The 9,028-nt window shown below is 39.0% G+C and carries 9 protein-coding genes, 1 tRNA gene and 1 pseudogene; 10 read left to right on the forward strand and 1 reads right to left on the reverse strand.

Annotation, left to right across the window (positions count from 1 at the left end; genetic code table 11):
* Positions 1 to 129 precede the first annotated feature (129 nt).
* The 5 genes from L2737_RS11955 (at position 130) to L2737_RS11975 (ending at position 4,918) form a co-directional block, all read left to right on the forward strand.
* Positions 130 to 663, forward strand: coding sequence for a gluconate 2-dehydrogenase subunit 3 family protein (locus L2737_RS11955; protein ID WP_248955850.1), 534 nt, complete (start codon positions 130 to 132; stop codon positions 661 to 663).
* 29 nt (positions 664 to 692) lie between these two features.
* Positions 693 to 2,420 (forward strand): GMC oxidoreductase, encoded by a 1,728-nt coding sequence (locus L2737_RS11960; protein WP_248955851.1) that lies wholly within the window; start codon positions 693 to 695, stop codon positions 2,418 to 2,420.
* 136 nt (positions 2,421 to 2,556) lie between these two features.
* Entirely contained in the window at positions 2,557 to 2,850 is a 294-nt protein-coding gene (locus L2737_RS11965; RefSeq protein WP_248955852.1) for a ThuA domain-containing protein, read from the forward strand.
* Positions 2,851 to 2,940: 90 nt separating this feature from the next.
* The gene (locus tag L2737_RS11970) at positions 2,941 to 4,551 is read left to right on the forward strand and encodes a BCCT family transporter (protein ID WP_229369508.1); all 1,611 of its coding nucleotides are present in this window, start codon (positions 2,941 to 2,943) and stop codon (positions 4,549 to 4,551) included.
* A 276-nt stretch (positions 4,552 to 4,827) separates the two neighbouring features.
* Positions 4,828 to 4,918: transfer RNA gene (locus L2737_RS11975), tRNA-Ser, on the forward strand.
* Positions 4,919 to 5,685: 767 nt separating this feature from the next.
* Here the strand turns inward: L2737_RS11975 and L2737_RS11980 are convergent.
* Positions 5,686 to 6,653, reverse strand: a pseudogene (locus tag L2737_RS11980) (integron integrase).
* Between the two features lie 302 nt (positions 6,654 to 6,955).
* Between L2737_RS11980 and L2737_RS11985 the strand changes: the two are divergent.
* From L2737_RS11985 to L2737_RS12005, 5 genes are all read left to right on the forward strand, one after another.
* Positions 6,956 to 7,306 carry a hypothetical protein gene (locus L2737_RS11985; RefSeq protein WP_248955853.1) on the forward strand — a complete coding sequence of 117 codons (351 nt, stop codon included), beginning with the start codon at positions 6,956 to 6,958 and terminating at the stop codon, positions 7,304 to 7,306.
* A gap of 114 nt (positions 7,307 to 7,420) precedes the next feature.
* A complete protein-coding gene (locus L2737_RS11990) occupies positions 7,421 to 7,708 on the forward strand; it encodes a hypothetical protein (RefSeq protein ID WP_248955854.1) in 288 nt (95 codons plus the stop codon).
* A gap of 119 nt (positions 7,709 to 7,827) precedes the next feature.
* The gene (locus tag L2737_RS11995; RefSeq protein WP_248955855.1) at positions 7,828 to 7,992 is read left to right on the forward strand and encodes a hypothetical protein; all 165 of its coding nucleotides are present in this window, start codon (positions 7,828 to 7,830) and stop codon (positions 7,990 to 7,992) included.
* A 139-nt stretch (positions 7,993 to 8,131) separates the two neighbouring features.
* On the forward strand, positions 8,132 to 8,407 hold the full coding sequence (locus L2737_RS12000) for a hypothetical protein (protein WP_248955856.1): 276 nt from the start codon (positions 8,132 to 8,134) through the stop codon (positions 8,405 to 8,407).
* Positions 8,408 to 8,532: 125 nt separating this feature from the next.
* Positions 8,533 to 8,922 carry an MAPEG family protein gene (locus L2737_RS12005; RefSeq protein ID WP_248955857.1) on the forward strand — a complete coding sequence of 130 codons (390 nt, stop codon included), beginning with the start codon at positions 8,533 to 8,535 and terminating at the stop codon, positions 8,920 to 8,922.
* Positions 8,923 to 9,028 lie beyond the last annotated feature (106 nt).

Genomic DNA, 9,028 nt, shown 5'->3' on the forward strand with positions numbered 1-9,028 from the left:
TTGTAGACAATGAACAATATTGTCGTTATGGTATTATCATATTATTATTTCACTAAGTTATAAGAGTTGCTGTTAGATAGTTGATAATGCTTTCTAAATTCTTATCTGTATTTCATGGATGTTACTGGTATGAATAGACGTCAATTTTTAGTTAACCTTTCCGTTGTTTTAGGTTGTAGTGTTACCTCAATTAATAGCATGGTGATCGCCGCTACATCTGCGTTTGACAGTGAAACAATGAAGACAGGTTTTACTGAAAAACAATTGGAATGTATTAAGTTAATAAGCGATATCATTATTCCTCATACGGATACACCCAGCGCCAGCGAAGCCGATGCGCACTTGTATGTTGACTATTACGTTCATCATTTTATGACCCCTGATGAAAGAATTAAGTTTGTTGGCCAGTTTGATAATTTACTTAATGCTAATCCAAGCTTCTTAGATCTGTCAGCCAGCCAACAAGTTAACTCAATAGAGATACTTGATGGTGATATGTACCAAGGTTCTGAGCAAACTACATTCTATCGCAAGCTTAAACAACTGATTGTGATTGGTTATTACACTTCAAAAATCGGTGCTACCCAAGCTCTAAAATTTGACCCCATCCCAGGGCCATATCAGGAGCTTAAACTCTCCGAGGTTGGCCGGGTTTGGTTTTAACAGTTTAAGCTTAATTTAAAGGAATAAGCATGAAAGCGCATAATATGGATTTTGATGTGATCGTCGTGGGTTCAGGTATGTCCGGTGGGATTGCAGCGAAAGAATTTTGTGAGAAAGGTTACAAAACTTTGGTACTTGATCGCGGTGAACCTATTGAACACGGCCAATATAAAACAGAAGGGTTAGCGCCTTGGCAATTGCCTTATCGGGGTGAAGTATTAACTGAATTTAAACTGCAGCAACATATTCAGAAAAACATCTATATTTATAATGATTTTACCAAGCATCACTTGATTAACGATCTTGAAAACCCTTACGAACAAAAACAACCTTTCATTTGGTATCGAAGTGCAACCGTGGGTGGTAAGTCTTTAATTTGGGGGAGACAAAGTTATCGCTGGTGCGAACAAGACTTTAAAGCCAATAAACGAGACGGTCACGGTGTTGATTGGCCTGTTCGTTATCCAGATATTGCCCCTTGGTATGACCATATCGAACCCTTTGTCGGTATTTCTGGTAGCTATGAAAACTTGCCCCAATTACCAGATGGAAAATTTTTACCGCCTCAGTCTTTAAATGTGGTTGAACGTGACATGAAAGCCAAGGTTGAACAAGCCTATCCAGAACGGAAATTTATTCCTGCACGAATGGCAAACCTTAGCAAAGCCAATAAAGTTCACACCGATTTAGGCAGAGTGCAGTGTCAGGCTCGTAGTGAGTGCTCAAGAGGTTGTTCATTTGGTGGCTATTATTCTTCAAATTCGGCGGCGTTACCAGCAGCAAAACGGACTGGAAACCTGACACTTATCGCCAATGCTCAAGTGCAAGAGGTGCTCTATGATGACGTTGCCTGTAAAGCAACAGGAGTTCGTTATGTTGATAGTAAAACTGGAAAATCGCACAGTATCAGTGCGAAAGTAGTATTTATGTGCGCTTCTACCTTAGGTTCAGTTCAAATCCTACTCAATTCTAAATCGACTACATTTCCCAATGGTATTGGTAATCGATATGACATTCTGGGACGTTACATTATGGATCATTGTGGTGGCGGTGGCGCCAGCGGCAAAATATCTGGTTATTTAGACGATTATTATAAAGGTCGCCGTCCTGGAGGGGTATATATACCGCGGTTTAGAAACCTTGAGAATACGTTATCAATTGCTAAATCTACCAATAACCAGACTGAAAACGGTTTTTTACGTGGTTATGGTTTTCAAGGTGGTGCCAGTCGCAGTGGTTGGCAATGGGCTAAAAATGGCCAAGGAGTAGGTGTTGATTTTAAAGCTAAGGTCAGCCAACCCGGTAATTGGTATTTCAGTATGTGGGGCTTTGGTGAAGTACTGCCTCGCTTTGAAAACAGAGTGATGTTGCATTCCACTAAAACTGATCAATGGGGCTTGCCTATACTCGTGACAGATGTGGTCTATAAAGACAATGAGAAAAATATGGTCGATGACATGACCGCCACCGCTGTTGAAATCTTAGTAGCCGCAGGCCTTGAGGATATTAAAGGGTTTGAAGGCTATGCTCCTCCTGGAGGGGCAATACACGAAATGGGAGGATGCTGTATGGGTCACGATGTGACATCCTCATACCTGAATAAGTGGAATCAGTGCCATGAAGTGGCAAATTTATTTGTCACTGATGGTTCAGCATTTTCATCAACCTCCTGCGTTAATCCATCCATTACCTTTATGGCATTTACCGCAAGAGCAGTTGATTATGCTGATAAACAGTTAAAAGCAGGAATACTTTAAACAGTGATAAAGCATGCAAGGTTAGAACATTATTTGGATAGATGAAAATATGATTGTGTTTTATTAAGTGATGTTAATCATCAGCTTGGCTTTAATACTTTTGTACAGTCCAGAGTTAGCAGCCAAGCAATTTACTGTGCTGTTATTTACCAAAATAGCGGGGTGGCATCATCAAAGTATTGTAGATGGGGTGAATGCCGTGAAAGTGCTGGCCGAAAAACATCACTTTGACTATGAATGGCATGAAGATGCTAATCAATTTACTGATAACAATTTAGCGCGCTTTTTACTCTCCGTATTTGGACTAATTATCTGTTCTTTGGCATTCGTGGGCATACATCAACGTTTAGGTGTGGCCTTTATGCTAGTATCACAAGCTTGGGATTCAGCTTATAGCCTTTACTCACCTTATATAGTGGGTAGCACATGAGTTTTACTGGTGCGGTTAGCTAATCAACTATTAAGCAAAATGGAGTTGTCTTTTGTATTCGTGAAACCGGATATGCGAACATCATAATTTATGAGTTTTAAATCAAACAAATACAGCATTGAATCTACAGATTATCAAATCGGACAGGATAATGTGACTAAATTGGGCATGGATGTTCACAACACAGTTTTTACCGCTTCAGTCGGGCTCTCTCTTCTCTTCATCATCACCTTATTAGCACTTTCCCCAGCGGATGCCAAAGCTGCAATCGATTCAGTAAAAGGCGCAGTACTATCTAATTTCGATTTCCTTTTCATGTGGGGCGCAAACATAATGCTGCTGCTTGCAGTTGTTATTGCGTTTTCACCTTTAGGGAAAATTCGTTTAGGTGGTGATAAAGCCAAGGCTGATTATTCCTTGGTATCCTGGATAGCCATGTTATTTGCTGCTGGTATGGGCATAGGCTTGATCTTTTGGGGTGTGGCTGAGCCAACTGCATTTTATACCAACTGGTTTGGCACCCCGTTAAATGTTGACCCATTTACCCCTGAAGGACGTGAAGTGTCATTAGGGGCGACTGTTTTTCACTGGGGTTTTCATGCGTGGGCCATTTATGGCATGACAGCGCTTTGTCTTGCTTATTTTGTTTATAACAAAGGCCTGCCTTTATCGATGCGCTCGGTGTTCTATCCGTTACTAGGCGATAAGGTTTGGGGCAAAACAGGGGATGTCATTGATGTATTAACTGTGCTGGTGACTCTGTTTGGTTTAGCTACTTCGCTCGGTTTAGGCGGAACTCAAGCTGCAAGTGGTATCAGCCATGTGTTTGGCCTTGAAAATAATCTCTTTCTTCAGCAATTCATTATTATGTTGATCATGGGATTAGCCATAGTCTCTGTACTTAGAGGGATGAATGGAGGTATAAAATTTTTAAGTAACCTTAATATGGTTATTGCCTTTGTCTTTATTATCTTTATTGCCGTGCTGAATTTCACAACGGTACTAGATTCAGTCGCTACAGCACTTACTGGTTACGTTAAAAATATCATTCCTTTGAGTCAATCTTCTGGTCGAGAAGATACCACATGGTTACATGGTTGGACCGTTTTCTACTGGGCCTGGTGGGTCGCTTATGCTCCTTTCTTTGGTATGTTCGTGGCACGTATATCTAAGGGGCGCACTATTCGTCAGTTCCTTTTATGTGTATTGATAATACCAACAGCGGTGACATCAGCGTGGATGTCTATTTTTGGCGGTATCGCAATTCAACAAGTGATTGATAAAGTGGGGCAGTTAGGTATAGATCAAGGTATTGCTGACGTATCTTTGAGTTTGTTCTACATGTTAGAAGCTTACCCACTCGGAAATATATTATCGCTTATCGCAATCGCACTAATTATTGTTTTCTTTGTGACGACATTAGATTCAGGCTCAATTGTGATTGATGGCATGACTGCAGGTGGTAAGTTAGAAGTGCCTGATCGACAGAAAGTTGTTTGGGTCTTTATTTCTGGTGCCATTGCTATGGTAATGCTGTGGATTGGTGGTACTCAATCAATTCAAGCTCTACAGTCGATAACAATTATTGCTGCGTTGCCATTTACTATTATCTTACTTTTAGCTTGCTTCAGTTTGATCAAAGGATTATTGACTGAAACTGATCGAAACAAGCAGATCGATAATGTCAAAGAAGCAGCCTAAAACTGTCAAGCCTTTTGGTTTAAGCTTTTTGGTTTAAGTCAATTGGGTTTGAATAGATTTGGCTTGAGCTGTTTTTACTTGAGTAGATAGGTTTAAGTATAAGAACCAAATTAAATGATTTAGCGTTAATAAAACACATTTACTGGTTTTAACGTACGCCATGTGGTGTAAACCGTTAAAAAAACAGCATGGTGATGTTATGTTGAGCAAACGAGTCATTTAATTGAATTTATCACTTTACAGTGAACCCCGAGGACATTATTATTCTCGGCGTTCGGAGAGATGGCAGAGTGGTCGAATGCACCGGTCTTGAAAACCGGCATGGGTTTGTAGCCCATCTAGGGTTCAAATCCCTATCTCTCCGCCATATTTAAGACGAAAGGCTCATCAGAAATGATGAGCCTTTTTCGTTCTTGTGTATTTATAATTATACATGGGTTTGTAGTTCATCAATGTAGGGTTCTAATCCCTATCTCTCCGCCATATTTAGAAAAGCCCGCTATTTTATAGCGGGCTTTTAGCTTTGTTGAATTTGAGTTAGTTTGACGAGAGAGTTAAAAGGTTTGTAGCGCATCAGTGTAGGGTTCAACTCCTTATCTCTCCGCCATATTTAAAGAAGCCCGTTACTGCAAAGTAACGGGCTTTTTGCTATGTGGAAATTGAGTGAGTTCGGCAAGAGAATTAAAAGGTTTGTAGCGCATCAGTGTAGGGTTCAACTCCTTATCTCTCCGCCATATTTAAAGAAGCCCGTTACTGCAAAGTAACGGGCTTTTTGCTATCTAGATATTAATAAATAAAACAACATAGGTTTGTAGCGCATCAATTTAGGGTTCAAATCCCTATCTCTCCGCCATATTTAAGACGAAAGGCTCATCAGAAATGATGAGCCTTTTTTCGTTCTTGTGTATTTATAATTAAACATGGGTTTGTAGTTCATCAATGTGGGCTTCCTCTTTCATAAATACGCTATCTCTCCGCCATATTTAGAAAAGCCCGCTAATTTATTAGCGGGCTTTTTGCTATCTAGAATTTAATATATAAAACAACATAGGTTTGTAGTTCATCAACATAGGGTTCCTCTTTCATAAATACGCTATCTCTTGGCATATGTATAAAAGCGCGAATTTTTTATGTTTAATCACTCAACATATCCAGTGGGCTAATGGTTCCTGCATAATGCTGGCCTAGCACATGCGTATAAATCTGAGTTGTGTTGACGTCATTATGCCCTAACAACTCCTGAACGCTGCGGATATCCCTGCCAGATTGTAATAAGTGGGTCGCAAAACTGTGCCTAAAGGTATGGCATGTCACGCGCTTAGTGATATCTGTTTTATGTACCGCATTAGCGAGTGACTTACGTATGACACTATGATGTAAATTATGTCGGCAAAGCGTTCCCGTATAGGGATTATTGACGATAGTTGTAGAAGAAAATATGAACATCCATCCAATTTGTTTAAATGCACTTGGGTATTTTCGTTCCAATGCGTTGGGTAGGGATGGACCCACACCGATAAGGTTGTCTTTCTGTTGAACACTGATCGCACTTTCAATAAATTCACTAAGTTTGTCGATGCATCTTTGGCTGAGAATGGTCTGTCTGTCTTTTCTGCCTTTACCGTTTCGAATGGTGAGTGATTGATGCACAATATCGATATCTTGTATTCGCAGACTCAAGCACTCAGAAATACGTATGCCACTTCCGTATAGCATTGCAATGATAAGGTTATCGCGGCCTTTAAGTTGACTCAATACCTTTGCCACTTCTGTTGTCGATAATACGGTTGGAAGCTGCCTTTGTTTACTTGCGTAACGAAAGCCTAAATCACCTAACGTTTGTTTTAAGTGTTTTTGATAAAGGTAAACTAATGCATTGAGTGCCACTTTTTGTGTATTCACAGCGACATGACGGGAGTTTGCAAGATAGCTAAGGAACTGCGCGACTTCAATTGATCCCATCGTTTCCGGGTGTCGTTTATGTTGAAAGTTAATAAACGCCTTAATCCAATATAAATAGGCTTTTCGGTTCTTATGCTGTACCCACGCATTCGCATATTTTCTTGAACTTTACTGAGAAACGGGCTTGTCATTTTTGGCATGCTAAATAACTCTGTAACTGTGTTTATATACAGTATTATTTATTTTTGCCATTTTTCAAGTGATAAAATGATTGCTTTATGCGCGTTTATCCTTGTGGTTTTTTAAATACTCACATATTATCAATAGCTTAATGTACTATTTATTTAAATAATAGGCTTGAAAAGTGCGCATGCGCATTTATCAAGAAGTGTATTAGCTATAATGTTAACTTTTACAATATTTTCAGGCAATTAGCTGTGCGCGTTTTTACTGGTCTAATGAGGTAAATGCGCATGCGCACTATACAAATGTTAGGCATCATATGAAATCTCGCGTTATATTATTTGGAATGCTGTTAATTTCTTTTCATTCGTTTGGTGCGGAGTCTTTATCTTGTAATATTGGTCCAATTCATACCGAAATAGCTACTGCAAATTGGCAGGTAACATCGTGTAGTGATGGTAAATCACTAGTTTTTGCTACGATGAAAGACAATCCAGCTATGCCTTTTATGTTCTTTATAAACCGAGCAGGAGAAAAGAAAAAAATATCAGGAGAAGGAAACGGGGCTAAAGAATATACTTCGAAAGCATTCAAAGAGCTTAAATTAATGTCTGAAATACAGCTTAATGAATTAGTTCAAGCTACCCAAGAAATAGGCAAGAGTAATTAATGCCTAACAAGCTAATAAATAAGGACAAAAAACAGTTTGCTGTTTTCGTTCCTCAACATTTTAGCCAACAATTTTTTGCCCATTATTAGGGCGTTATGTGTTTAGGGAGGTTGGGTGAATAAGCATCGGGATTGCAGCAATAGGCTAACATATGATTTTGATCAGATAGCCTCAAATGATTACCATAAAATCACTCAATCTGTTGTTAAAGAATTCAACTTAATTTCCCATTCAGAGTTGACTCAGGGTCTTGACGAAACATTCCAAGAGTTTATCTTAAACCAATCAATTGTTGGCTTAGAGTGGGATATTTGGTCAGGTTATATTGTTAATGCTAAAAATACTGATGCTGAGGCACTAGTAGATAAAATCGCTAATTACATCAGTGCTATAAACACATAACAAGCAAATTAATCAGGACAAATAACAGTTGGTTTTTGCTCCTGCGTCGCTTATTTTAACCAACTGATATTTGCCCATTATTTGGGCGTTAGCAGGTTAAGATAAACGGAGATTATTAAATGGACTTTATTCTAAATATTCTAGTGGCATTAGGTTTAGTACCAGCAAAAGATTTAGCAGATTCAATGCAAAAATCAAAAACATTAACCGTTATGGTTATAGTTGGGCTTATCTTATTTGGTGGTTTTGTTTTCTTTCTGTTTCATATGGCAGGTAATCAATAAGCCTTCTATGGTGCAATAACCAGCTAACAAGGCAAATAAAGTGGGACTGCTAACAGTTTGCTCGGTTCCGCTCCGCTTCACATTTTAGCAAACTATTAATCAGCCCCTTATTGTGGGCGTTATATGCCTAGGGTACATTTTGAGTCAAATTCATGAAAAGTTGATGTTGAGTGGTAGTTGGATCTATGGTGGTATCGCTGAAATGGAAGTTCATATTATAAAAAGCAACTTTAAGCCGGGATCGGGTGACTACGAAGATGACCCAGAAGTTAGAGAAGATCAATTTGGAGAGTTTTATGATATTCATATTGGTAAATACATTAAAGGTGAGGCACACCTTAGTGGAAGTTACACAAGTATCAATTCAGCAAAAGAGTATGCTTTAAAAGTTTGCCCATCATTGAATTGGGGCTAGGTGTTTTCAGCATATAACAAGTTACTCAAACGGACGCTAAACAGTTGGCTAGCACTCGTTCCTCGTACATTTTAGCCAACTATTTCGCGCCGCTTAGTAAGGCGTTAGGCAAACAAGGAGGTCTTGTGCCAATTACTATTTTTTACGCATCATTTCTCGCGTTATTTTACATCTATTTAAGCTTACGAATTATTGGTATTCGTAAAGAAGTCAGAGCATCAATTGGTGATGGCGGGAGTAATAAGTTAAATCGTTCAATCAGAGTACATGCTAATTTTTCGGAGTATGTCCCTTTAACTTTATTACTTTTATATTTTCTTGAAACGTACAATGCTAATGCAATTGTTGTTCACGTACTAGCAGCACTTCTACTTATCGCAAGACTTGTCCATGCTTATGGCGTAAGTCAAACTGAAGAGAACCTGAAGTTTAGAGTTTTTGGCATGTTTTCTACTATATGTGTGATTGTCGTGAGTTCAATATATTTAATGTTTCTAGGTGCAGGTATTGCCTAACAAGAGACTATGGCGTCAATAGTTAATTTTAAGCTTTTGGCGCTTCCCACAAAACACCGTCTCTTAGCATCGAATTTAAGATCACAACCATCTTCCTAATGCAGGC

Origin of the sequence: Shewanella electrodiphila (genome assembly GCF_023283985.1) — a bacterium.
In the GTDB taxonomy this organism is placed as follows: domain Bacteria; phylum Pseudomonadota; class Gammaproteobacteria; order Enterobacterales; family Shewanellaceae; genus Shewanella; species Shewanella electrodiphila.

Excerpts from the sequence above, each read along its gene's own strand:
- L2737_RS11995 (WP_248955855.1), top strand. The coding sequence starts at position 7,828 with ATGGACTTTATTCTAAATATTCTAGTGGCATTAGGTTTAGTACCAGCA.
- L2737_RS11970 (WP_229369508.1), top strand. The coding sequence starts at position 2,941 with ATGAGTTTTAAATCAAACAAATACAGCATTGAATCTACAGATTATCAA.
- L2737_RS11985 (WP_248955853.1), top strand. The coding sequence starts at position 6,956 with ATGAAATCTCGCGTTATATTATTTGGAATGCTGTTAATTTCTTTTCAT.
- L2737_RS11960 (WP_248955851.1), top strand. The coding sequence starts at position 693 with ATGAAAGCGCATAATATGGATTTTGATGTGATCGTCGTGGGTTCAGGT.
- L2737_RS11955 (WP_248955850.1), top strand. The coding sequence starts at position 130 with ATGAATAGACGTCAATTTTTAGTTAACCTTTCCGTTGTTTTAGGTTGT.